23 protein-coding genes are annotated in these 22,186 nt (G+C 57.0%); 7 read left to right on the top strand and 16 right to left on the bottom strand.

Features of this window, described 5'->3' with window-relative positions; translation table 11 throughout:
• The 8 genes from ugpE to N1689_RS16075 all read right to left on the bottom strand — a co-directional run bounded on the left by ugpE (position 1) and on the right by N1689_RS16075 (position 8,460).
• Complete coding sequence (gene ugpE / locus N1689_RS16040) at positions 1–846, bottom strand: sn-glycerol-3-phosphate ABC transporter permease UgpE (RefSeq protein WP_161735538.1); 846 nt, start codon at positions 844–846, stop codon at positions 1–3.
• A complete protein-coding gene (gene ugpA / locus N1689_RS16045) occupies positions 843–1,730 on the bottom strand; it encodes a sn-glycerol-3-phosphate ABC transporter permease UgpA (protein ID WP_260059418.1) in 888 nt (295 codons plus the stop codon). Before ugpA ends, ugpE begins: the two co-directional genes overlap by 4 nt.
• A 53-nt stretch (positions 1,731–1,783) precedes the next feature.
• Entirely contained in the window at positions 1,784–3,100 is a 1,317-nt protein-coding gene (gene ugpB / locus N1689_RS16050) for a sn-glycerol-3-phosphate ABC transporter substrate-binding protein UgpB (RefSeq protein ID WP_260059419.1), read from the bottom strand.
• Between the two features lie 439 nt (positions 3,101–3,539).
• Positions 3,540–4,253 (bottom strand): high-affinity branched-chain amino acid ABC transporter ATP-binding protein LivF, encoded by a 714-nt coding sequence (gene livF / locus N1689_RS16055; RefSeq protein WP_013359341.1) that lies wholly within the window; start codon positions 4,251–4,253, stop codon positions 3,540–3,542.
• Position 4,254: 1 nt separating this feature from the next.
• Positions 4,255–5,022, bottom strand: coding sequence for a high-affinity branched-chain amino acid ABC transporter ATP-binding protein LivG (livG, locus tag N1689_RS16060; RefSeq protein WP_013359342.1), 768 nt, complete (start codon positions 5,020–5,022; stop codon positions 4,255–4,257).
• Positions 5,019–6,290, bottom strand: a complete 1,272-nt coding sequence (locus N1689_RS16065; protein ID WP_161735544.1) for a high-affinity branched-chain amino acid ABC transporter permease LivM — start codon at positions 6,288–6,290, stop codon at positions 5,019–5,021. The genes livG and N1689_RS16065 overlap by 4 nt, the downstream gene beginning before the upstream one ends.
• Positions 6,287–7,213: a high-affinity branched-chain amino acid ABC transporter permease LivH gene (gene livH, locus N1689_RS16070; RefSeq protein WP_009087789.1), complete on the bottom strand. Its 927-nt coding sequence runs from the start codon at positions 7,211–7,213 to the stop codon at positions 6,287–6,289. The genes N1689_RS16065 and livH overlap by 4 nt, the downstream gene beginning before the upstream one ends.
• A 134-nt stretch (positions 7,214–7,347) precedes the next feature.
• Positions 7,348–8,460 carry a branched-chain amino acid ABC transporter substrate-binding protein gene (locus N1689_RS16075; protein WP_013359345.1) on the bottom strand — a complete coding sequence of 371 codons (1,113 nt, stop codon included), beginning with the start codon at positions 8,458–8,460 and terminating at the stop codon, positions 7,348–7,350.
• A gap of 395 nt (positions 8,461–8,855) precedes the next feature.
• Between N1689_RS16075 and panM the strand changes: the two genes are divergently transcribed.
• Positions 8,856–9,251 (top strand): aspartate 1-decarboxylase autocleavage activator PanM, encoded by a 396-nt coding sequence (panM, locus tag N1689_RS16080; RefSeq protein ID WP_013359346.1) that lies wholly within the window; start codon positions 8,856–8,858, stop codon positions 9,249–9,251.
• A 60-nt stretch (positions 9,252–9,311) separates the two neighbouring features.
• On the opposite strand, the gene rpoH is transcribed toward panM, so the two are convergent.
• From rpoH to ftsY, 4 genes are all read right to left on the bottom strand, one after another.
• The gene (gene rpoH / locus N1689_RS16085) at positions 9,312–10,169 is read right to left on the bottom strand and encodes an RNA polymerase sigma factor RpoH (protein ID WP_003852201.1); all 858 of its coding nucleotides are present in this window, start codon (positions 10,167–10,169) and stop codon (positions 9,312–9,314) included.
• Between the two features lie 240 nt (positions 10,170–10,409).
• Positions 10,410–11,399 carry a permease-like cell division protein FtsX gene (gene ftsX / locus N1689_RS16090; protein WP_013359347.1) on the bottom strand — a complete coding sequence of 330 codons (990 nt, stop codon included), beginning with the start codon at positions 11,397–11,399 and terminating at the stop codon, positions 10,410–10,412.
• Complete coding sequence (gene ftsE, locus N1689_RS16095) at positions 11,389–12,057, bottom strand: cell division ATP-binding protein FtsE (RefSeq protein ID WP_013359348.1); 669 nt, start codon at positions 12,055–12,057, stop codon at positions 11,389–11,391. The genes ftsX and ftsE overlap by 11 nt, the downstream gene beginning before the upstream one ends.
• Positions 12,058–12,062: 5 nt before the next feature.
• Positions 12,063–13,676, bottom strand: a complete 1,614-nt coding sequence (gene ftsY, locus N1689_RS16100; protein ID WP_260059452.1) for a signal recognition particle-docking protein FtsY — start codon at positions 13,674–13,676, stop codon at positions 12,063–12,065.
• 231 nt (positions 13,677–13,907) lie between these two features.
• Here ftsY and rsmD point away from each other — a divergent pair, with 231 nt between their 5' ends.
• Together rsmD and N1689_RS16110 are read left to right on the top strand one after the other, a co-directional pair.
• Positions 13,908–14,507 (top strand): 16S rRNA (guanine(966)-N(2))-methyltransferase, encoded by a 600-nt coding sequence (gene rsmD, locus N1689_RS16105; protein ID WP_222924888.1) that lies wholly within the window; start codon positions 13,908–13,910, stop codon positions 14,505–14,507.
• Positions 14,497–14,769: a DUF1145 family protein gene (locus tag N1689_RS16110; protein WP_003852192.1), complete on the top strand. Its 273-nt coding sequence runs from the start codon at positions 14,497–14,499 to the stop codon at positions 14,767–14,769. Before rsmD ends, N1689_RS16110 begins: the two co-directional genes overlap by 11 nt.
• A 26-nt stretch (positions 14,770–14,795) precedes the next feature.
• On the opposite strand, the gene N1689_RS16115 is transcribed toward N1689_RS16110, so the two are convergent.
• Positions 14,796–15,152: a DUF2500 domain-containing protein gene (locus N1689_RS16115; RefSeq protein WP_222924887.1), complete on the bottom strand. Its 357-nt coding sequence runs from the start codon at positions 15,150–15,152 to the stop codon at positions 14,796–14,798.
• A 144-nt stretch (positions 15,153–15,296) separates the two neighbouring features.
• Between N1689_RS16115 and N1689_RS16120 the strand changes: the two genes are divergently transcribed.
• Positions 15,297–15,926 carry a lysoplasmalogenase gene (locus tag N1689_RS16120; protein WP_260059422.1) on the top strand — a complete coding sequence of 210 codons (630 nt, stop codon included), beginning with the start codon at positions 15,297–15,299 and terminating at the stop codon, positions 15,924–15,926.
• Between the two features lie 85 nt (positions 15,927–16,011).
• Positions 16,012–18,303, top strand: a complete 2,292-nt coding sequence (locus N1689_RS16125) for a zinc/cadmium/mercury/lead-transporting ATPase (RefSeq protein ID WP_260059424.1) — start codon at positions 16,012–16,014, stop codon at positions 18,301–18,303.
• Between the two features lie 52 nt (positions 18,304–18,355).
• Here N1689_RS16125 and tusA read toward each other — a convergent pair whose 3' ends face one another.
• Complete coding sequence (gene tusA / locus N1689_RS16130) at positions 18,356–18,607, bottom strand: sulfurtransferase TusA (protein ID WP_161735554.1); 252 nt, start codon at positions 18,605–18,607, stop codon at positions 18,356–18,358.
• 204 nt (positions 18,608–18,811) lie between these two features.
• Here tusA and N1689_RS16135 point away from each other — a divergent pair, with 204 nt between their 5' ends.
• Positions 18,812–19,477 carry a 7-cyano-7-deazaguanine/7-aminomethyl-7-deazaguanine transporter gene (locus tag N1689_RS16135; protein ID WP_003852182.1) on the top strand — a complete coding sequence of 222 codons (666 nt, stop codon included), beginning with the start codon at positions 18,812–18,814 and terminating at the stop codon, positions 19,475–19,477.
• Between the two features lie 116 nt (positions 19,478–19,593).
• Positions 19,594–20,148: a DcrB family lipoprotein gene (locus N1689_RS16140; protein ID WP_010253333.1), complete on the top strand. Its 555-nt coding sequence runs from the start codon at positions 19,594–19,596 to the stop codon at positions 20,146–20,148.
• 49 nt (positions 20,149–20,197) lie between these two features.
• Here the strand turns inward: N1689_RS16140 and iolE are convergent, their stop codons facing one another.
• Positions 20,198–21,094, bottom strand: a complete 897-nt coding sequence (gene iolE, locus N1689_RS16145) for a myo-inosose-2 dehydratase (protein WP_161735556.1) — start codon at positions 21,092–21,094, stop codon at positions 20,198–20,200.
• Between the two features lie 47 nt (positions 21,095–21,141).
• A complete protein-coding gene (locus tag N1689_RS16150; RefSeq protein ID WP_161735558.1) occupies positions 21,142–22,152 on the bottom strand; it encodes a Gfo/Idh/MocA family protein in 1,011 nt (336 codons plus the stop codon).
• Positions 22,153–22,186: the final 34 nt, after the last annotated feature.

Raw genomic sequence — 22,186 nt, forward strand, 5'->3', positions numbered from 1 at the left:
TTATTTCTCACTCTCAACCAGACCGCGCACAAAGGCACGCTGCATGACTAACACCACCACCAGCGGTGGGATCAGGGTTAATAACATTGCCGCCATCACTTCGTTCCACTGGGTCGGCGAACCGCTGGAGGAGATCATGCTTTTGATCCCTGCCACCGCCGTGCCGAGGCTGGCGTCATTGATAATCAGCAGCGGCCAGAGATACTGGTTCCAGCCGTAGATAAAGGTGATGACAAACAGCGCCGCCAGATTGGTTTTTGACAGCGGCAGAACAATGTCGATAAAGAAGCGCATCGCGCTGGCACCGTCGATGCGCGCCGCTTCCACCAGCTCATCCGGCAGTGACATAAAGAACTGGCGGAACAGAAAGGTCGCGGTTGCCGATGCCATCAGTGGCAGGGTTAATCCGCTGTAGCTGTCGAGCAGGTTGAGATCGGCAATCACCTGAACCGTAGGAAAGATACGCACCTCTACCGGCAGCATCAGGGTGATGAAGATCAGCCAGAAAAAGAGCGTGCGCAGCGGAAAACGGAACCAGACCAGCGCAAACGCCGACAGCATCGACACGGTGATTTTGCCGAAGGTGATGCCCAGCGCCATGATCATGCTGTTGAGCAGCATCAGGCCAAACGCTGGCCCGCTGCCGTTGACGCCATGGGTCCAGATGCGCGAGATGTTCTCCCACAGGTGCGTACCGGGCACCAGCGTCATCGGCACCTGATAGACCGCCTCGTTATCCAGCGTCGCCGCCACAAAGGCGACATAGAGCGGAAACAGGATAGTGAGCACGCCCAGCACCAGCACGATGTGGCTGAAGATATCCAGCCCGCGTCGATTCTCAATCATTGGTATTGCACCTTACGTTCAACAAAGCGGAACTGGAGCACCGTCAGCCCGATGACCAGCAGCATCAGCACCACCGACTGCGCCGCGGACGAGGAGAGATCCAGACCGGTAAAGCCTTCACGATAGATTTTGTAGATCAGCGTGGTGGTCGCCTGCACCGGCCCGCCGCCGGTCGCGGCATCAATCACCGGGAAGGTATCGAAGAAGGCGTAGATGAGGTTCACCACCAGCAGAAAGAAACTCACGGGCGTGATCAGCGGCAGTGAGAGGTTGAAGAAGCGACGCACCGGCCCGGCACCGTCAATGGCGGCGGCTTCCACCAGCGATTTGGGAATAGATTGCAGGGCGGCAAAAAAGAACAGGAAGTTGTAGCTCATCTGCTGCCAGATTGATGCCAGCACAATCAGGAACATCGCCTGACCGCTGTTTTGCGCATAGTTCCAGTCGTAGCCGATGTGGTTCAGCAGATAGCTGAACAGGCCCAGACCGGGGTTAAACAGAAACATCCACAGCACCGCAGCCACCACAGGCGCAACGGCGTAGGGCAGCAGCAGCAGGGTCTGATAGAGGCGGCGCAGTCGCACCACATAATCCACCAGCGCCGCCAGCAGCAGCGAAAAGACCATGCCGAACACCGTGACCATGCCGCTGAATTTTATCGTGGTCCAGAACGAGTCCAGATAGTAGGGATCGGCAAACAGGCGTCTGAAGTTTTCCAGCCCGACAAAGCTGCTGGAGATGCCAAAGGGGTCGAGGCTTTGCAGCGAGTACCACAGCGCTTCACCGGCAGGCCAGAGAAAGAAGATGGCGGTAATCAGCAGTTGCGGCAGCACCAGAAGATAGGGCAACAGGCTGGTGCGAAAAACCGGACGGGATGAAGACATGGCGTACCTGGCGTCAGAAAAGAGGGGCCAGCCTGGGCTGGCCAGAGGAGAGATTATTTCACCTGCTGCTGAAAGCGGCGCAGCAGTTCGTTGCCGCGTTTCACTGCGTTATCCAGCGCGCTTTGCGGCGACTGTTTGCCGGTCCAGACGCTTTCCAGCTCCTCGTCGATCACGGTACGAATCTGCGGCATGTTGCCCAGACGCATGCCTTTGGTGAACGGCAGTGGCGGCTTGTTCATCATCTGGCGGGTCGCAATATCTGCACCCGGATTCTTATCGTAGAAGCCCTGCTGTTTCGTCAGCTCGTAGGCGGCGGTGGTAATCGGCAGATAGCCGGTTTTCTGGTGCCATTCCGCGGCGATTTCCGGTTTAGCCAGGAACTGCATGAACTCGGCCACGCCTTTGTAGGTTGCCGCATCTTTGCCTTTCATCACCCACAGGCTGGCCCCGCCGATCAGGGCGTTCTGCGGTGCATTCGGCACGGTGTCGTCATACGGCATCATGCCGACGCCGAAGTTGAATTTGGCGTAGTGGCGGATATCAGCCAGCGATCCGGATGAGGCGGTAGTGATACCGCAGTCACCGTTGTAGAACTTGGCGGTGGACTCATCTTTGCGGCCAAAGTAGGTGAAGTCCCCTTTTTTGTTCATCGCTTCCAGCAGGTCGATGTGACGAACCTGTACCGGCTTGTTGAACTCCAGCACCGCATCAAGCCCGTCAAATCCGTTGTTTTCCGTCGCCACCGGCAGCGCATGCCAGGCGCTGAAGTTTTCAATCTGGATCCAGCCCTGCCAGCCGCTGGCGTAGCCACAGCTCATCCCCGATTTGCGCAGTGCGGAGGCATCCGTCGCCAGCTCCTGCCAGGTTTTAGGGGGTTGATCCGGGTTAAGGCCCGCTTTTTTGAAGGCGTCTTTGTTGTAGTAGAGCACCGGCGTCGAGCTGTTGAACGGCTGAGAGATCAGCTGACCTTTGCTGTCGCTGTAGTAGCCCGCCACCGTTGGTACGAACTGCTTTTCATCAAAGGGGATGCCAGCATCTTTGAAAACCTGATGCACCGGCACAATCGCCTTAGAAGCCATCATGGTCGCCGTACCGACTTCATAGACCTGCAGTACCGCGGGGGCTTTGCCGCTGCGCACGGCCGCAATCCCTGCCGCCAGGCTCTGCTCGTAGTTACCTTTGTAGGTCGGAACAATTTTGTAATCGGGATGCGTCTGGTTAAAACGCTGTGCCAGCGAATCCACTTCTTTGCCTAACTCGCCTTCCATAGAGTGCCAGAAAGGAATCTCAGTGGCGGCCATGGCATGGCTGCTGAGTGTCAGACCGAGCAGCACGCTCATCAGGCTACGACGAAAGGTAACGACGGACATAGAATTTTCCTGTGCAGGTAAATACGCGTGAAATCACGGATTTCTGGTTCGCGAAGTAACATGACACGGGGAAATGACGGATTAATAACAGGAAGATGACAGGCGGGTGACAGGCTTTATTGAGAAAAAGAGGACGCTGGCAGCACGGCGGCAAAACGCCCGCGATACCAGTTTTTAGTTACATAAATTGCAGAGCGACTGGAAGCTGAAAATACCTTACTGAGGTTTTCACTTCACTGAAGTCGAAGGCCGTCGGCGGCTCCACTCAAACCAACACTCAAGGCCGTCAGCGACACATTCCGCATCACTTTCAAAGGCCGTCGGCGGCGCAGCCAGGTTGCGGGCGGACAGCGCGCAGCCACCGGAGCGTACACGTAGTACGTGAGGATGGCGAGCACTGCCCAACCGGAACCTGGCAAGTAAGCCAGGCCGTGCCCCATCAGGCACCTAAGTAAGCGCTGCGGACGGCTTCGTTTGATAGGAGCGCTGCACCGCTATCTTCGAGCACGACATGCCCGTTCTCCAGCACATAGCCCCGATCAGCCAGCTTCAGCGCCTGATTGGCATTCTGCTCCACCAGGAAAATCGTCATCCCTTCGCTGCGCAACTGCTCAATCGTGTCGAAGATCTGCTGAATAATGATCGGTGCCAGTCCCAGCGACGGCTCATCCAGCAACAGCAGGCGCGGCTGGCTCATCAGCGCACGGCCAATCGCCAGCATCTGCTGTTCGCCGCCTGACATCGTCCCGGCACGCTGGATTTTACGCTCCTCCAGCCGTGGAAAGAGTTCATACACGCGCTTAATCCGCGTCAGATACTCCGGGCGGCTGGCAAAAAAGCCGCCCATCGCCAGGTTCTCTTCCACCGTCATGCGCGAAAACACCCGCCGTCCCTCTGGCACGATGGCGATCGCTTCACGCATGATGCGCGCCGTTTGCCAGTCGGTAATGGCTTTGCCATCAAAAGTGATGGTGCCCTGGGTCGCGCGCGGCTCGCCGCACAGCGTGCCCAGCAGCGTGGTTTTTCCGGCGCCGTTAGCGCCAATCAGGGTGACGATTTCGCCCTGATTGATATAGAGACTAACGTTGTGCAGCGCCTGAATTTTGCCGTAGTGAGCGCTGACGTTCTCAATGGTTAACATCGCATTTGCCATCTCAGGCCTCTCCTAAATAGGCACGAATGACATCCGGATTATTACGAATCTCCTCCGGCGTTCCGTTAGCCAGCGGCGTTCCCTGATTAACCACGTAAATACGGTCAGAAATACCCATCACCAGCTTCATATCATGTTCAATCAGCAGCACCGACACCTTGTGTTCACCACGCAGTTCCGCAATCAGCGCGTCCAGCTCGTGGGTCTCTTTGGGGTTAAGACCCGCCGCCGGTTCATCCAGCATCAGAATCTCCGGGCGCGTCACCATACAGCGCGCAATCTCCAGACGGCGCTGCTGACCATAGGCCAGATTGCCCGCCTGACGGTTCGCCAGATCCAGCAGACCCACCCGCTCCAGCCAGGTCGCCGCACGATCCAGCGCCTCGCTCTCACTGCGGCGAAACGCCGGGGTTTTCAGCAGGCCGGAAAATACGCCGCTTTTCAGATGCTGATGCTGCGCGACCAGCAGGTTCTCAATCACCGTCATCTCACGGAACAGACGCACGTGCTGGAAAGTCCGCACGATGCCCATCCGCGCAATCTTCTGGCCCGGCAACCCTTCCAGATGCTGCTCACGCAGTTTGATCGTGCCACCGGTGGGTTTGTAAAAGCCGGTCAGGCAGTTGAACACGGTGGTTTTACCGGCACCGTTGGGACCAATCAGTGAAACGATCTCCTGTGGACGCAGCTCCAGTGCCACATTGTTCACGGCTAACAGACCGCCGAAGCGCATCATCAGGCCTTCAACGGCTAATAAAGGCTGAATCATGCCTGTTCTCCTTGTTTACCGGTTCTGAGCTTCAGATGCGGACGCTTCATCGGCAACAGGCCCTGCGGACGCCAGATCATCATCAGCACCATCAGGCCACCCAGCACCAGCATGCTGTATTCATTGAGGTCGCGCATCAGCTCGCGTGACACCACCAGCAGGATGGCGGCCAGAATGACCGCAAACTGCGAGCCCATCCCGCCCAATACCACAATCGCCAGCACAAAGGCGGACTCGACAAAGGTAAAGGATTCCGGGCTGACAAAGCCCTGACGCGCCGCGAAGAGACTGCCGGCAAAACCGGCAAACGCGGCACTGATGGTAAAGGCGGTCAGCTTGATGCGGGTCGGACTCAGGCCCAGTGAACGACAGGCAATCTCATCTTCGCGCAGCGCTTCCCAGGCCCGGCCCAGCGGCATCCGCAGCAGCCGGTTGATCACGAACAGCGTCAATACCACCAGCAGCAGCGCCACCAGGTAGAGGAAGATGATGCGGTCGCTGGGATCGTACTTCAGCCCAAAGAAGTTATGGAAGGTATCCCAGCCGCCTTCACGGGGCGTACGGCCAAACTCCAGACCAAACAGCGTCGGTTTCGGGATCTGGCTGATGCCATTCGGCCCGCCGGTCAGGGCGGTATTGTTCAGCAGCAGAATACGCACGATCTCACCGAAGCCCAGCGTCACAATCGCCAGATAGTCGCCGCGCAGTCGCAGCACCGGGAAGCCCAGCAGCAGACCAAACAATGCAGCGACCATGCCGGAAAGCGGCAGGCATTGCCAGAAGCCAAGACCGTAATAGTGATTCAGCAGCGCAAAAGTGTAGGCACCGATGGCGTAAAAGCCGCCATAACCCAGTACCAGCAGGCCAGAGAGACCGACCACCACGTTTAAGCCCAGACCGAGCATCACATAGATCAGCGTCATGGTGGCGATATCGACGGTGCCGCGTGACACCAGGAATGGCCAGGCAATGGCGGCGATAATCATCACTGCCATCACCAGCTTCTGCTTTGGCGTCGAGCCATCCAGGCCAGGCAACACCAGCGCCGGACCGGAGATTTTCTTCAGGCCGCTTTGCCACACCGGACGCAACAGCTGGAACAGAAACACCACCGCACAGCCTGCGGCGATCCAGTTCCAGCGCACGCTACCCGCGTTCTGCACTACCAGATTCGTGCCGTCCAGATTCAGGCGCAATCCCATAAAAAAGGTGGCAAGCACCAGCAGCATCACCGACGAGATCAGGGCATTGATAAAGGAGATCTTCATACTTTTTCAACCTCCGGGCGACCCAGAATCCCGGTCGGCATCACCAGCAGCACCACAATCAGCAGGGCAAACGAGACCACATCTTTATATTCCGTGCTGAGATACGCAGAAGTCAGCGCTTCAGCGATGCCCAGTACCAGGCCGCCAATCATTGCGCCCGGAATACTGCCAATTCCGCCCAGCACCGCGGCGGTAAAGGCTTTCATGCCCGCCATAAAGCCGATGAAGGGGTTGATCGACCCATAGAACTGGCCCAGCAGCACGCCTGCGACTGCCGCCATCGCGGCACCGATCACAAAGGTCAGCGAGATCACGCGGTCGGTGTTAATCCCCAGCAGGCTGGCCATTTTCAGGTCTTCAGCGCAGGCGCGACAGGCGCGGCCCATACGGGAATAGCGGATAAAGGTGGTCAGCGCCAGCATCGCCAGGAACGTCACCACCCAGATCACAATCTGCATGGTAGAAATCGTGGCGGCAAATCCGTTGCTCTCGCCTACCGTCCACTGTCCGGTGATCAGGCTCGGCAGCGCCAGGTCGCGTGAACCCTGCGTCAGGCTGACGTAGTTTTGCAGGAATATCGACATCCCGATGGCGGAGATCAGCGCAATCAGGCGCTTGGATGAACGCACAGGCCGGTAGGCGACGCGCTCAATGCTCCAGCCGTAGGCGCTGGAGATAATCACCGCCATCACAAAGCCAGCAGCAATCATCAGCCAGGTAGTGTCGATGCCCATCATCATCAGGGCGGCGATCACGATAAAGGAGACATAGCTACCGATCATGTAGACCTCGCCGTGGGCGAAGTTGATCATGCCGATAATGCCGTAAACCATGGTGTAACCGATGGCGATCAGCGCGTAAGTGCTACCCAGGGTCACACCGTTAAACATCTGCTGAATAAAATAGAGGAACTGCTCGGACATACCTTGACCCTTACTTAACCGATCGCAGGCGATCGGGGTACAAAAAACGCCTGGCAGACGAGCACCAGGCGTTCGTGTCGCTGGTCAGGGGAAACCGGTTACCCGGCCTCCCGCTCACCACAAAACAGCCTGGTTTACTTCACAGCCGTCGAGGTGCCATCGGCATGCCATTTGAAGACGCCGAATTCAAAGCCCTTGAGATCGCCCTTCTCATCCCAGTTCAGGTTGCCCATCACGGTTGGCACCGCGGCACCTTCCTTGAGGTTTTTTACGATAGCATCCGGCTCAGCACTCTTGCTGCGCTCCATACCGGTTGCCAGCGACTGCAGAGCGGCATAGGTGGTCCAGACGAACGGGCCGGTCGGATCCAGTTTCTTCGCTTTCAGCGCGTCAACGATCGGTTTGTTAGTTTCGACCTGGTCGTAACGTTTCGGCAGGGTCACCAGCATGCCTTCAGAAGCCGCACCAGCAATGTTCGACAGCGAGGCGTTACCCACACCCTCTGGTCCCATAAACTGGGTTTTCAGGCCAGCAGCACGTGCCTGACGCACGATTTGGCCCATTTCCGGGTAGTAACCGCCGAAATAGACGAAATCGACGTTCTCTTTCTTGAAGCGGGCTACCAGCGTAGAGAAATCTTTATCGCCCGCGGTGATTCCTTCAAACATCACGATATTAGCGCCCTGCTTTTTCAGGCTCTCCTGCACGGAGCGCGCCAGGCCTTCGCCATACTGCTGTTTGTCGTGAACCACTGCGATACGCTGCGGTTTCAGCTCGGTCATCACATATTTCGCGGCGGTCGGCCCCTGATCGGAGTCGAGGCCGGTGGTGCGCATAATCAGTTTATAGCCACGGGAAGTCAGGTCAGGTGCGGTCGCGGCCGGGGTGATCATCAGTACGCCTTCATCTTCATAGATGTCAGACGCCGGCTGGGTGGAGGAAGAGCAGAGGTGGCCGATGACGTAGCGGATGCCATCGTTAATCACCTTGTTCGCGACCGCAACCGCCTGTTTCGGGTCACAGGCGTCATCATATTTCACCGCCACCAGTTTGTTGCCGTTAACGCCGCCTTTGGCGTTAATATCTTCAATCGCCTGCGTTGCACCGGCGAACTGCATGTCGCCGTACTGCGCTACCGGACCTGACATTGCGCCGACAATTGCCACTTTGATATCTTCAGCCAGCGCCGCATGGCTCATCGCCAGTGCTACACATCCCGCCAGTAATGCGCGCCCTTTCATTTTCATCCTGACTACCCCATTTATTTTGTCGTGTATGTTGTGAGTGCTTGCGTTGCCAGATAAAGTCGAAAACTGATTAATGATGAATGAGTTAGCGTACTTTTCTGACATTTATTAGTAATAAGGCTTTATTTTTCAGGTTATTAAACAGGAAGTTTCTTCTGTAAATCAACTGACACATTCAGAATTGACCGGGTTAAACAGCATAATACACTGGATGCAATGGCCGGTTTATGACCACTTTGCCAGCGTGTTATGCTGGATTCTTCGCCCGCTATCCAGGTTTACTCCTGTTATCCTGGCATCCAGGCCATCTTTTGACCTGTTTTATTGATGAAAATGTGGTGGCCCTCTGGTTGTATACTTTCGCTACACTTTCCCCTTTTTTAGAGGTTTTTGTTATGAAGCTCACTATCCAGCGCCTGACCGCGCTGACGCCGCAGGACCGCATCGATCTTGGCAAAGTCTGGCCGGATCTGGAGATGGAAAAACTGGAACAGGGTTTAAGTGAGTCTCATCGTCTTTACGCGGCGCGTTTTAATGACCGTCTGCTGGCAGGTTTGCAGCTGGAAATCTCCGGCATCCATGGCAAGGTTCACCGGCTGGCGGTGCGCGATGTCACCCGGCGACGCGGGGTAGGACAGTATTTGCTGGAGGAGACAATCAGGCAGAATGGTTCAATCGCGGACTGGTGGATTGCCGATGATGGCAGTGACGATCAGCAGGTACGCGCGGCGTTTATGCAGGCGTGTGGCTTCAGGGCGCAGAGTGATGGCTGGATACGGGCGGCAGACTAGCCGGACGCAGAAAACAAAAAGGGCGACATCATCTGTCGCCCCTTAAGGTGTTGAAGTGCGTTACGCTTCAATCGCCATACGCAGTTTCTTCATGGCGTTCTTTTCCAGCTGCCGGACACGTTCGGCGGATACGCCGTATTGATCGGCCAGCTCCTGCAGCGTGGTTTTATTGTCTTCGTCCAGCCAGCGGGCGCGAATGATGTGCTGACTGCGCTCATCCAGACCTTCCATCGCATAGCTCAGCTTGTCAGCCGCATGCGCATCCCAGTTATCCTCTTCGATGCCGTCGGCAAAGTCAGAGGTTTTATCCTGCAGATACAGCACCGGTGCCATCGAACGGCCTTCGCTGCTCTCGTCGTCGGCAGACATATCAAAGGTCATATCCTGCGCGGCCATACGCGATTCCATTTCGCGCACGTCTTTGCTGCTTACGCCCAGCTCGCGCGCAACCATCTCGACTTCGTCCTGATTGAACCAGCCCAGACGCTGCTTGGTTTTACGCAGGTTAAAGAACAGCTTACGCTGTGCTTTGGTGGTCGCGACTTTCACAATACGCCAGTTACGCAGCACGTATTCGTGAATCTCCGCTTTAATCCAGTGCACGGCGAACGAAACCAGACGCACGCCCACTTCAGGGTTGAAGCGACGCACCGCTTTCATCAGGCCGATGTTGCCTTCCTGGACCAGGTCAGCCTGTGGCAGACCATAGCCGGAGTAATTACGAGCGATATGAACTACAAAGCGTAGGTGAGACAGGATCAGCGTCTTTGCTGCTTCCAGATCGCCCTGGTAATGCAGCCGTTCAGCCAACGCTTTTTCCTCTTCAGCCGAGAGCATCGGCCAGGTATTCGCAGCCCGGACGTAAGACTCCAGGTTGCCAAGAGGAGCAATAGCTAAAGTTTGCATTTCTTTGGTCATTCAAACCCTCACAAATTCAGTGGAATTGCCGCACATTTCCCTGCGCAGACGATACATTACGTCAACGTCGCGCGAGATCCGAAAGCAATCTGTGCTACTTAGAGTGATAAAGTTATCCACAAGTTCAATTATAGCAGTGAATATTTTACACACAGATGACAGGAAGGGAAGAGGGGAAAAATCCTCTGCACCCACTATCGGTAGCAGAGGACCATTATAACAAAAAAATGTTGCAGGCGTTTACTGCGGCGTAAATCGACGTAAATGTTGTACCGTTGCCAGCCAGGCTGCCACCCAGCCGATGATGGCCGCAATCAGTAGCAGCAGCAGCGCTTCATCCCAGGAGAAGCCTTCCAGCGAGAAGGTGGTACCAAATACGGTTGCCACACTGGCGACGACCGACTGCAGACGCAGCACCAGCACTTCTGACAGCAGCAGCGACAGCACCGCACCGCTGAAGCCCAGCAGCGCGCCGCCATAGAGGAATGGACGCAGGATAAAGCCATCGGTGGCACCAATCAGCTTCTGCACGTTAATAGTGTCGCGTCGCGCAAAGATGCTGAGGCGGACACTGTTACCGATCACCAGGAACACCGCCACAATCATCAGCACGCCAATCATGGAGGCAATCTGCCCCACCAACCCGGTCAGTGCCGCCAGCCGCGCAAACCAGCTGTCATCCATTCGCACTTCATCCACGCCCTGCACTTTGCTCACCCGATCGCGCAGGCTCTGCATGGTGTCTGAGTTCTGGAAGTTGAGCTTAGGCGTGATGATGGCTACCGCAGGCAGCGGATTCTGCTCCAGCATATCCATTGCGCCACCAAAGCCCGACCAGTTACGGAACTCATTCAGCGCCTCTTCCCGCGTCAGGTAGTTGACGTTATCTACGCCTTCGACCTGCTTGAGCTGCGCCACCACATTTTCTGCCGCCGTGTCATCCAGCGTTTTGGAGAGATAAACGGTCAACTGCGGCGCCGGATACCACTGCGTGGCCGCCTGACTGACGTTTTTCCACACCATGTAGCAGACGCTGGGCAGCGTCAGAGAAATGGCGATGACCATCACCGTCAGCAGTGTAGCCAGCGGCTGACGCCACATATCCGAAAGCGTACCGCGCAGCGCATAGCGCCACTGCTCCTGCCAGCCGCCCTTCAGCGCTTTACTCTTCGACTTCGACGGCTGCTTAGCTTTCGGCGCAGCCGGACGTTTAATGCGTTTATTGACCATCGTGGCCTCCGTGCAGACGTCCCTGATTCAGCGTCATCATCCGGTAGTTACGTCGGGCGATCAGGCCGCTGTCATGCGTCGCCATCAGGACGGTGACGCCGACGCGGTTGAACTCTTCGAACAGGCGCAGAATGTCTTCTGACAGCGCGTCGTCGAGGTTACCGGTCGGTTCATCGGCCAGCAGTACGGCTGGCTTGTTCACCACCGCACGGGCGATGCCCACACGCTGCTGCTCACCGCCCGAAAGCTGAATCGGATAACTTTTCGCTTTGTCGAGCAGGCCTACTTTATCCAGCGCCGCCGAGACGCGACGACGGATATCCTCGCCGCTGGCACCGGAAATAATCAGCGGGATCGCCACATTGTCATAAACCGACCGATCCATCAGCAGGTGGTGATCCTGGAAGATCATGCCAATCTGACGACGCAGGAAAGGCACCTCACTGTTACGCAGGCGGGAAATGTCATGGCCGCTGAACCAGATTTTTCCGGCACTCGGGCGCTCAATGCCACAAATCAGCTTCAGCAAGGTACTTTTACCGGCACCGGAGTGGCCGGTCAGAAACGCCATTTCGCCGGGACGCAGATGGAAATCTACCCCCTGCAGCGCCTGACGTCCGCCGAGATATGCCTTACTGACCTCTTCAAAGCGAATCATCCTAATTAGTCCTCTCGGGCAAACAGTGCCTCAATAAAATCTTCCGCCTTAAACGGCCGTAAATCTTCAATGCCTTCACCGACGCCGATGTAGCGAATCGGAATACCGAACTGATCGGCCACCGAGAAGATCACGCCGCCTTTGGCGGTGCCATCCAGCTTGGTAAGCGCAATCCCGGTCAGGCCGACGGCTTCATTAAACAGTCGGGCCTGGCTGACCGCATTCTGTCCGGTGCTGGCATCCAGCGTCAGCATCACTTCGTGAGGTGCGGAATCATCCAGCTTTTTCATCACGCGGGTGATTTTTTTCAGCTCTTCCATCAGGTGCGATTTGTTCTGCAGACGACCCGCCGTATCGGCAATCAGCACGTCAACGCCGCGTGATTTCGCGGCCTGAATGGCATCGAAAATCACCGAAGCGGAATCTGCGCCGGTGTGCTGCGCAATGACCGGAATGTTATTGCGCTGGCCCCACACCTGCAGTTGCTCAACCGCTGCGGCGCGGAAGGTATCACCGGCCGCTAACATCACGGACTTGCCCTCGGCCTGATACTGGCGTGCCAGCTTACCGATGGTGGTGGTTTTACCCACGCCATTGACGCCCACCATCAGGATGACAAATGGCGTTTTACCTGAGACATCCAGTGGCGCATCCACTTTCGCCAGAATCGAGGCCATCTCTGCTTTCAGCAGGCTGTAGAGCGCTTCCGCGTCACGCAACTGCTTGCGGTTTGCCTGCTGGGTCAGGTTGGTGATGATGCGACGCGTGGTATCCACGCCCACATCCGCAATCAGCAACTGCTCTTCCAGCTCGTCAAACAGGTCATCATCAATCTTTTTGCCACGGAACAGGCTGATAAAACCGGAACCCAGGTTCTGACGGGTTTTGACCAGGCTGCGCTTCAGGCGGGAGAAGAAGCCCTCTTTGCTGGGACGCTCCTGCTCCTGCACGATGAGCGGCGCGGCGGCCAGCGGCAGATCGCTGACGGTATCGGATAGCGACTCAGTCGGTTCCTGGTCCGTGACATCGGCGTCATCCAGTGCCAGTGCAGTCAGCTCTTCCTCAGTCAGCGGCGCGTCTGCTTCGCTATCCTGCGTTTCAGCGCTCGCGGCGTCATCCAGCACCTGTGGCCTGGGCACTTCGTCGTTTAACTGTGCTTCACTGTGCGGGGTTTCGACGATCTCTGCATCGCCCAGCGCCAGCGCCGTCAGCTCTTCTTCGCTTAACGGCGCGTCTGCGGGTTCCGCGTCAGCGATCGGCGTGACCACGTCGTCGGCGTCTATGACCGGCGTCGCATCATGTTCAGGTGCGGCAACCTCCAGCAGCGCTTCAGGGTCGGCCTCAATCGGCTCAGCCTCATCCAGCACCGCAGGTGCTGATTCATGCGGCGCTGCCGCAGTGACTTCCGCCTCACGCTGCTGCCCGGCCACCGTTTCGGTGATGACGACAGTCTCTTCCGCTTGTGCTTCAGCCTGGCTTAATGCCGGGGCTTCCTGTTCTGTCTGCTGCTGTGCGGGTTCAGCGACCTCTGGTGTCTGCTCCTCCGCTACAGGTTGTTTCTCTTCCTCTTTGCCAAATCCCAGCCAGGAAAAAAAGCCACGTTTTTTCTCTTTTGCCATTGTGTGACGACACTCCTCGATGGCTTTGTCCCGGTCGCGCGTGGTTTCCAGGGGTAAATCAATGAAATTGGTCAGCGCCAGACCGGCGTAAACCGCAGAATAATGCATGACTTCAGCAACTCAGTAGTCTAACACTTTCCAGCCAGCTCACCACAGCACCCTTTTTTAACGTTTCTTCTCACCGATTCGCCCGTTAAACTACGCAACAAATTATGACGAGTTGTGAGCAAGATGAATAAAAACCCCCGCAGTACAGGCGGTGCCGGGCAGATTCGCATCATTGGCGGCCAGTGGCGCGGACGCAAACTGCCGGTGCCGGACAGCGCCGGACTGCGCCCCACGACCGATCGGGTTCGCGAGACGCTGTTTAACTGGCTGGCCCCGGTGCTGCCAGAAGCGCGCTGCCTCGACTGCTTTGCCGGTAGCGGCGCATTAGGACTGGAAGCGCTGTCGCGTTACGCGGGATCGGCGACGCTGCTGGAGCTGGAACGTCCGGTAGCACAGCAGTTATCAAAAAATCTGCAGACGCTGCGCGCCACGAATGGCACCGTGGTTCAGACCAATGCGCTAAACTGGCTGGCACAGGCGGGTACACCCTTTGATGTGGTGTTTATTGATCCGCCGTTTCGTCAGGGATTGCTGGAACAGACGTTACAGTTGCTGGAGCAGAATCACTGGCTGGCCGACCAGGCGCTGATTTACGTCGAAAGTGAAGTGGAAAATGGCGCACCGCCGGTGCCGCCAGAGTGGGATCTTTATCGCGAGAAAATAGCCGGACAAGTGGCTTATCGTTTGTATCAACGTCAACAGGAGACGCAGGATGTTACTTAATTTGGGGCGTCTGTTGATGCTATGCGTGTGGGGATTTTTACTGGCTAATCTGGTCCATCCCTACCCGAAGCCACTGACTTATTTTATCAACGTTGCACTGATTTTCATGATCCTGATGCATGGTCTGCAGCTGGTGTTACTGCGCACCACGCAGACCAAAGATGCGCCGCCGATTGACCGCGTCACCCAGGCCAAAGTGTTTCTGTTCGGGGTATTCGAACTGGTCGCCTGGCAGAAGAAAAACTTCCCACGTAAGAAATAAACCCGGGCGGGCGCAATGCCCGCCTGTTACTGTCGGGGTGTGAAGCTGATAAAGCGCGTGCCCTGCATCTTCAGCTCGCCTTTGGCACCCTTGTCCAGCTGATGATATTCCGCCTCTTTAAGCTGCACTTTGATGTCGCTGGCACCGTTCAGCGGGTGAAGCAGCACCTCGTAGCGCATCTCTTCCCCGGCGATAACTTCCCGCTGCCGTGAACGGCGATTGGGTGCAGGAAATTCACGTTTGGTTTTGACCTCAACCTGCAGAGAACGCTCGGGTGAAGCGTCATTCACCGCCACTTCCCGGCGTTGCTTAATGAACTGACGGGTCGCCAGCACGGCGATAATCGCCAGAACGATAATAAAGATTAGCGGCGGTTTGCTCATAGCGATCTGGTGCCTGCAGAATGATTAATCAGGCGGCAAAGCATACAACCAGAGTTGCCTGATTGTCACATCTCAGAGGCTTAACCTAAACTGGAAAGGATATTTTGGGATCTTTCACCATTTTGAATAAAAAAGGGAGAAACAATGCTCTGGTCTTTCCTCGCTGTACTTTTCTCCGGCTGGCTCTATGTCGACGCCACCTATCGCGGCCCGCAATGGCAACGCTGGTTATTTAAACCGGTCACGCTGCTGCTGCTTGTCGGGCTGGCCTGGCAGGCACCTGTGCTGCAGACTACGGACTACCTGATTCTGGCCGGTCTGGTCGCGACGCTGGTCGGTGATGCGTTAACGCTGCTGCCGCGTCAGCAGATGCTCTATGCCGTCGGGGCTTTCTTCCTGTCGCACCTGCTTTATACCCTCTGCTTCGCCGCCAGCATGACCATGACCTTCTTCTGGCCGATCCCGCTAACGCTGCTCATCATCGGTGCCGCTCTGATTGGCGTCATCTGGAGCCGACTGGAAGATCTGCGCTGGCCTGTCTGCACCTTTATCGGCATGACGCTGGTAATGACCTGGATAGCGACCGAGCAGTACTTCTTCCGCCCGACCGATTACAGCTTCTCGATCATGGTGGGTGCCGGTCTGCTGCTGCTGGCAAACGCCGTCTGGTTTATCTCACACTATCGTCGCCGCTTTACCGCCGACAGGGCGATTGTTGCCGCCTGCTACTTCGCCGGTCACTTTATGATCGTGCGCTCGTTGTGGGTCGTCTGAGAAAATAGCCTTGACTCTGGAGTTCACTCCAGAGTGTAGGATAGCGGGATGGGCAGCGTTGCTCATCCCATTATCCGGAGGTCATATGCATCAACATCACGCCTGTGGCTGCGGCAAACCCCGTGCCAGTCACGCCGCAGCAAAACCGCTGTGCCAGGTTCGCCAGGCTCGCCCCCTCTCCCTTTCTATTCACGCCGCGACGCCTGTACCTACGGAGACGGCAGGCTGTTGCTGTGACTGCAACAGCAGCCCTGGCAACGACACCGACCCCGCTGAGGAAAGCGACTGGCGAGGTGCCGACAGTTATCCCTTTAGCTGGCAGGTCAGCGGGATGGATTGCCCGTCGTGTGCCCGCACTATTGAAACCGCTGTCCGTCAGATAAGTGGTGTGACCGACGCCCGTGTGCTGTTCAGCAGCGAGAAGCTGGTGGTTAACGCTGACCACGATGTACTGAACGCCGTTGAACAGGCGGTGAAAAAAGCCGGCTTCCAGCTCGCAACCCCATCAGCCACGTCGGCCACATTCCCCGCTAAGCCCGACTGGCAACATAACCGCATGCTGATTTTACTGGCACTGCTGGTGATCGCCAGCAGCGTTCTCAGCCAGTTCGCACCCGTCTGGGGCGATCGGCTGTTTGTGCTGACCACCCTGGTCGGCCTGATCCCGGTGGCGCGCGGTGCCTGGCAGCGTCTGCGCAGCGGATCGCCTTTTACCATTGAAACCTTAATGACCCTGGCGTCGGCTGGCGCACTGATCATTGGCGCGCACGCCGAAGCCGCGATGGTGCTGATGCTGTTTCAGCTGGGCGAAAAGCTGGAAAGCTATGCCGCCTCCAGGGCACGCAGCGGCGTCACCAGTCTCATGGCGTTGCGGCCTGAATCGGCGATTCGTCTGGAACAGGGCAAACGCAGTGAAGTGCCGCTGGCGGCGCTGCAACCGGGTGATGTGATTGAAGTCGCGGCGGGCAGCCGCCTGCCGGTCGATGGCTGTTTAATCAGCCCGCTCGCCAGTTTCGATGAGAGCGCGCTGACCGGTGAGTCGCTGCCGGTGACGCACACCAAGGGTGAAAAAATCCTTGCCGGTGCCACCAGCGTGGATCGGCTGGTGATGCTGGAAGTGGTATCGAAGCCGGGTGAAAGCGCGATTGACCGTATCCTGCAACTGATCGAGGAAGCGGAAACGCACCGTGCGCCGGTCGAACGCTTTATCGACCAGTTCAGCCGCATCTACACGCCGCTGGTGATGCTGCTGTCGCTGCTGGTCATGATGGTGCCGCCCCTGCTCTTCGCAGGCGACTGGCAGCCGTGGATCTATAAAGGGCTGACCCTGTTACTGATTGGCTGCCCCTGTGCACTGGTGATCTCAGTGCCAGCAGCCATTACCTCGGGGCTGGCTGCGGCGGCGCGTCAGGGCGCACTGATCAAAGGCGGTGCGGCGCTGGAGCGGCTGAGTTCGGTGCGCAGAATGGCGTTTGATAAAACCGGTACACTGACGCTGGGCAAGCCACAGCTGACGCAGATCCTGCGCTTTGGTACGGCCAGCGAGTCAGAGATGCTGGCGCTGAGCGCCGCTGCAGAACAGGGTGCCACCCATCCACTGGCCAGCGCTATCGTGGCGGCCGCGCAGGCGCGTAACCTGGTGATTCCTGACGCGCAGGATCAGCAGGTGCAGGCGGGACGCGGCATCCGTGCGCAGGTCTCAGGCCAGCAGATTCAGCTGCTGACGCCCAGCCATACGCCCGGTCTGACGCCGCAGCAAAATGCGCAGATAGCGCAACAGGAAGCCGAAGGTGAAACGCTGGTGGTGCTGATGCGCAATGGCGAAGCACTGGGTGCGCTGGCTCTGCGCGATCAGCTGCGCGACGACGCCGCCGATGCGTTAAAAGCGCTGAAAAAGCTGGGTATTGAGAGCCTGATGCTGACCGGTGATAACCCGCGCGCTGCGGCGACCATTGCCCGCCAGCTGGATATTGATTATCGCGCCAGCCTGCTGCCCGCCGATAAAGTCGCGGCGATCCGTGAACTGAGTCAGCAACAGCCGCTGGCGATGTTCGGGGATGGCATTAACGACGCGCCAGCAATGAAAGCGGCAACGCTGGGCATTGCGATGGGCAGCGGCACCGATGTCGCGCTGGAAGCGGCCGATGCGGCCCTGACGCGTAATCAGCTCAGCAATCTGGTGCCGATGATAGCACTGGCACGGCGGACACGGCGCATCATCCGCCAGAATGTCGGTATTGCGCTGGGGCTGAAGGCGATTTTCCTGGTCACTACCCTGCTGGGTCTGACCGGACTCTGGCTGGCCGTGCTGGCAGATTCCGGGGCGACCGCGCTGGTCACGGCCAACGCGCTGCGGTTACTGCGACGTCGCGCCTGAGTAAAAAGCGCTGTCTGAAGAGTGCGGTTAACGGCGGCCTGAACGGCTGCTGTTAACCGGCTATACCTTTGCGGATCAGAAACTGATAGGGCAGCGTGTCGGTCTGCTGCGCCAGCAGGCCATGTTCCATAAAGCGGCAGAAGCCGGGAATATCGCGGGTCGTTGCCGGATCATCGGCGATGATCAGTAACGTCTCGCCATCCTGCAGGCTGCGTACGGTTTTGCGCACCATCATCACCGGCTCCGGGCAACGCAGGCCACGGGCGTCCAGCTGATGGTCGGCAGAGGAAAAGGCATCGCTCATAATCAACTCGGTTCAGGTAAGGGGCGCTCATTCTAGCGCGTGCTGGCGGTGAAGCAAGGCGATAACGATTGCGTTAAAATTAACCATTGCATAAAAAGCACAACGCGGTAATATGCCGCCGCTTTTTGCTCATAAAACTGCCAGGCGCTGCCCGAACGGCGTCCCGCAATGGGTTCCCTCACCCCAACATTAAAAAGGTTGAATATGCTCGCATTTTCTTCACGTCAGCGCATGCATGCGCTTTTCTGGCTATCGCTGTTTCACCTGCTGGTGATCACCTCCAGTAACTACCTGGTTCAGTTGCCGATCTCCGTCTTTGGCTTCCACACCACCTGGGGCGCGTTCAGCTTCCCGTTTATCTTCCTGGCGACCGATCTCACCGTGCGTATTTTTGGCGCACCGCTGGCCCGACGCATTATTCTGGCCGTAATGATCCCGGCGCTGTTTATCTCTTATGGCGTCTCGGCGCTGTTCTATCAGGGTGAATGGCAGGGCTGGCAGGCGCTGGAAGTGATGAACCTGTTTGTGGCCCGTATCGCCTGCGCCAGCTTTATGGCTTATGCACTGGGTCAGATCCTCGACGTTCATGTCTTTAACCGTCTGCGTCGTCTGCCTCAGTGGTGGATAGCACCCGGCTGCGCCATGTTCCTGGGGAATATCAGCGATACGCTGGCCTTCTTCTTTATCGCCTTCTATAAAAGCCCCGATGCGTTTATGGCGCAGCACTGGGTTGAGATTGCTCTGGTAGATTACAGCTTCAAGGTGCTGATCTGCATGGTCTTCTTCCTGCCCGCCTACGGCGTACTGCTCAATGCCGCGCTGAAACGTCTGGCTGAACGCCAGACCGCCCGCCAGGTCAATTTCGGCTAAGTGCCCATACGGTTTCCACTCCTATCCGCTAAGATCTTCTGACAATCATCAGGTTGCGTTTGCAACCTGATTCCTGTTGTATTAATGCCTGACTGGAAACTTAAAAAGGGATTCTGATGCGCAACCTGGTGAAATATGTAGGAATGGGTTTACTGGTACTTGGCCTGGCGGCCTGTGACCAGAAGAAAGATGAAGCGGCGAACGACAACGGCGTCAGCGCCAGTCAGTCGGCGCAGACCGTCACGCTGATGGATGGCAAACTGAGCTTCTCGCTGCCACCAGGCATGTCCGATAAAAGCGGTAAACTGGGTTCGCAGACTACGAACATGCACGTTTATGCGGATGAAACCGGTGCCCGCGCCATTATTGTGATTGCCGGTGACCCGACCAATGATGGTCTGGATGTGCTGTCGCAGCGTATGGAACAGCAGCAGCGTAACCGCGATCCGCAGTTGCAGGTGGTGTCGAACAAATCTGTGACGCTGAAAGATCAGCCCGCCCAGCAGCTGGATACGGTGATTTCTGCTAACAACCAGACCTCATGGTCTTCCGTGGTTCTGGCAAAAGTGGATGGCAAGCTGGTGACACTGCAGATTACGCTGCCAGGCGATAATCAGCAGCAGGCACAGAGCGATGCTGACAACATTGTGAAAAGCATTACGCTGAAGTAAAACAAAAGGCGGGCTTCCCACCGGGAAGCCCGCCTTTGTTCACAGAACTTTATAAGCCTGTATTTTCCCGGATATATTTCCGCGCTTTCACCGCATACTCAAACGGATTGGCCAGCGCCGGATCCTGCTCCGCTTCCACCACCATCCAGCCTTTGTAGCCGTAATCGTCCAGGATTTTAAACACGGGTTTGAAGTCGATCACGCCATCGCCAGGTACGGTAAAGGTGCCCTTTTTGACGCCCTCCAGGAATGAGAGATGGTTCTCGCGCACCTCAGCCACCACTTCATCACGCACATCCTTAAGATGAACATGGAAGATGCGCGGCAGATATTTTTCCAGTACCGCCAGCATCTTCTGCTGGGAGCCTTCGGAGTAGTAGACGTGGCCGGTGTCATAGAGTAAACCAACCTGCTCGTCAGTCATCGTCATAAACCGGTCAATCTCTTCAGTGGTCTGAATGCCGGTGCCCATGTGGTGATGCAGCGTCACGCGCATCCCCTTGTCCGCTGCGATGCGGGCCAGTTCGTTGTAGCCCTCTGCCGTTAAGCGCCACTCTTCATCGCTGAAAATCGCTTTCTCTTCAAACACCGCAAGCCCGGTGCCCTGAATACTTTTACTCTGCTCAGAACAGCCAATCACCCGCGCGCCCATCGCATGCAGGAAGTTCATGTGCTCGATGAACTGTTCGATGGTTTTCTCTTTATCGCCGTTGGCAAAAAAGGTGCTGAACCAGGCATTGCAGATTTCGATGCCGCGAATATCGAGCATCGGTTTCAGAATCGCCGGATCCCGCGGGTATTTGCTGCCCACTTCGCTACCGGTAAAGCCCGCCAGCGCCATCTCACTGACGGTCTGCTGAAAGGTGTTTTCACTGCCGAGATCCGGCATGTCATCGTTGGTCCAGCCGATCGGCGCGATCGCCAGTTTTACATTCTCTTTGTTCATCTTCTCATTCCCAGGCGGAGAGCGGCCAGGCCGCATAGACAGCTGAATCAGTTATAGAAAGCGGGACGCGGTGGCATCTCTACCGTCTCGATCGCACCACTGTTCTGCGCTTTGATGCAGGCATCGGCGGCCACTGAGGCAGCAAAGCCATCCCAGGCAGAAGGACCGGTAAGCTGGCCCGCGTTGATATCGTTGATAAACGCCTGCAGCTCAACGTCATACGCCTCGATAAAGCGATCTTTCCAGTCCACCAGAATGGTGTTCGACAGGCGGGCATCTTTGCGCAGCTGCACCGAAGAAGGCTCTGGCAGGCGGGCAATGCCCTCTTCACCGACCACTTCACACTGAATGTCATAGCCGTAAGCGCAGTTAACGAAGATCTCGACGTCAATGCGGACCCCTTTGTGAGTTTCGAACAGGACGATCTGCGGGTCTTTCAGCTGATCATGGGACTTTGACGTCACGCGCGGGAAGATCACCTGCACCGTTTTATAGTCGTCACTGGTCAGCCAGCGCAGCACATCCAGCTCGTGGATCAGGGTATTCGTAATCGCCATCGGCGTGGTGTAGTTTTCTGGCACGGTCGGGTTGCGGTGCGCGCAGTGCAGCATCAGCGGTTCACCGATATCGCCATCGGTGATCACTTTTTTCAGGGCGCGATAGCCCGCATCGTAAGGGCGCATAAAGCCAACCTGCACCAGGCGTTTACCCGCCTGAATCTCTGCATCCACTACCCGGCGGCAGCCCTCGGCGCTCATCGCCAGCGGCTTCTCACAGAAGACCGGTTTACCGGCGGCAATTGCCGCTAAGGTGAACTCTTCGTGGGTCGGATCCCATGAGGTGACCAGCACCGCATCGACGTTGGGTGACTGAATCACATCATGACCATTTTCAAACACCTCCGCCTCTATGTTCAGGCGTTGCAGTGCAGCCCGCGCGCCGTCAACATTGATGTCAGAGACGGCAACCACCTGAGCCCCCTGCAGCACATGGCTGCAGCGGCGAATATGTTCCTGACCAATTGCACCTGTACCGATGACGCCAAGTTTCAAAGTCATAATTACACCTGTGTAGGGTTCGTACGGAGAAGAG

This window comes from Pantoea sp. XY16, from assembly GCF_025153065.1.
GTDB lineage: Bacteria > Pseudomonadota > Gammaproteobacteria > Enterobacterales > Enterobacteriaceae > Pantoea > Pantoea alfalfae.

Coding starts and splice junctions, on each gene's coding strand:
- ugpE (WP_161735538.1), bottom strand. CDS start 846: ATGATTGAGAATCGACGCGGGCTGGATATCTTCAGCCACATCGTGCTG.
- ugpA (WP_260059418.1), bottom strand. CDS start 1,730: ATGTCTTCATCCCGTCCGGTTTTTCGCACCAGCCTGTTGCCCTATCTT.
- ugpB (WP_260059419.1), bottom strand. CDS start 3,100: ATGTCCGTCGTTACCTTTCGTCGTAGCCTGATGAGCGTGCTGCTCGGT.
- livF (WP_013359341.1), bottom strand. CDS start 4,253: ATGGCAAATGCGATGTTAACCATTGAGAACGTCAGCGCTCACTACGGC.
- livG (WP_013359342.1), bottom strand. CDS start 5,022: ATGATTCAGCCTTTATTAGCCGTTGAAGGCCTGATGATGCGCTTCGGC.
- N1689_RS16065 (WP_161735544.1), bottom strand. CDS start 6,290: ATGAAGATCTCCTTTATCAATGCCCTGATCTCGTCGGTGATGCTGCTG.
- livH (WP_009087789.1), bottom strand. CDS start 7,213: ATGTCCGAGCAGTTCCTCTATTTTATTCAGCAGATGTTTAACGGTGTG.
- N1689_RS16075 (WP_013359345.1), bottom strand. CDS start 8,460: ATGAAAATGAAAGGGCGCGCATTACTGGCGGGATGTGTAGCACTGGCG.
- panM (WP_013359346.1), top strand. CDS start 8,856: ATGAAGCTCACTATCCAGCGCCTGACCGCGCTGACGCCGCAGGACCGC.
- rpoH (WP_003852201.1), bottom strand. CDS start 10,169: ATGACCAAAGAAATGCAAACTTTAGCTATTGCTCCTCTTGGCAACCTG.
- ftsX (WP_013359347.1), bottom strand. CDS start 11,399: ATGGTCAATAAACGCATTAAACGTCCGGCTGCGCCGAAAGCTAAGCAG.
- ftsE (WP_013359348.1), bottom strand. CDS start 12,057: ATGATTCGCTTTGAAGAGGTCAGTAAGGCATATCTCGGCGGACGTCAG.
- ftsY (WP_260059452.1), bottom strand. CDS start 13,676: ATGGCAAAAGAGAAAAAACGTGGCTTTTTTTCCTGGCTGGGATTTGGC.
- rsmD (WP_222924888.1), top strand. CDS start 13,908: ATGAATAAAAACCCCCGCAGTACAGGCGGTGCCGGGCAGATTCGCATC.
- N1689_RS16110 (WP_003852192.1), top strand. CDS start 14,497: ATGTTACTTAATTTGGGGCGTCTGTTGATGCTATGCGTGTGGGGATTT.
- N1689_RS16115 (WP_222924887.1), bottom strand. CDS start 15,152: ATGAGCAAACCGCCGCTAATCTTTATTATCGTTCTGGCGATTATCGCC.
- N1689_RS16120 (WP_260059422.1), top strand. CDS start 15,297: ATGCTCTGGTCTTTCCTCGCTGTACTTTTCTCCGGCTGGCTCTATGTC.
- N1689_RS16125 (WP_260059424.1), top strand. CDS start 16,012: ATGCATCAACATCACGCCTGTGGCTGCGGCAAACCCCGTGCCAGTCAC.
- tusA (WP_161735554.1), bottom strand. CDS start 18,607: ATGAGCGATGCCTTTTCCTCTGCCGACCATCAGCTGGACGCCCGTGGC.
- N1689_RS16135 (WP_003852182.1), top strand. CDS start 18,812: ATGCTCGCATTTTCTTCACGTCAGCGCATGCATGCGCTTTTCTGGCTA.
- N1689_RS16140 (WP_010253333.1), top strand. CDS start 19,594: ATGCGCAACCTGGTGAAATATGTAGGAATGGGTTTACTGGTACTTGGC.
- iolE (WP_161735556.1), bottom strand. CDS start 21,094: ATGAACAAAGAGAATGTAAAACTGGCGATCGCGCCGATCGGCTGGACC.
- N1689_RS16150 (WP_161735558.1), bottom strand. CDS start 22,152: ATGACTTTGAAACTTGGCGTCATCGGTACAGGTGCAATTGGTCAGGAA.